At 38.3% G+C, this 209-nt stretch carries 1 protein-coding gene; it reads right to left on the bottom strand.

The genetic code is table 11. The features are described 5' to 3' along the window. Positions 1-175 (bottom strand): helix-turn-helix domain-containing protein (locus LKX83_RS33680; RefSeq protein ID WP_227887677.1); only part of this gene is annotated, 175 nt, incomplete at its 3' end. Positions 176-209: the final 34 nt, after the last annotated feature.

Here is a 209-nt window from a genome sequence, read left to right as displayed (position 1 = left end):
CAATAATATCGAGCATAACAAACTTTTCATTAGTAAGTTTCGCAAGAGTTGACGGTGATAGTCCTAAATCATCTCGCAAGTCCTGTTTCTTTTTTCCGCGATCAATTAATGTGTGTTGCAAAGGTTTATATGACGGCTTCAACGTCAGTGCTATCTTTTCTCTCGATTCCTCCATATTTACATGACCTCCGTACTCTCTATTATACCTC

This window comes from Cohnella baijiui (assembly GCF_020731285.1).
Classification (GTDB): Bacteria; Bacillota; Bacilli; order Paenibacillales; family Paenibacillaceae; genus Cohnella.
Note: the sequence above shows the minus strand (reverse complement) of the source record. Positions and strands in the feature narration are given on the sequence as shown.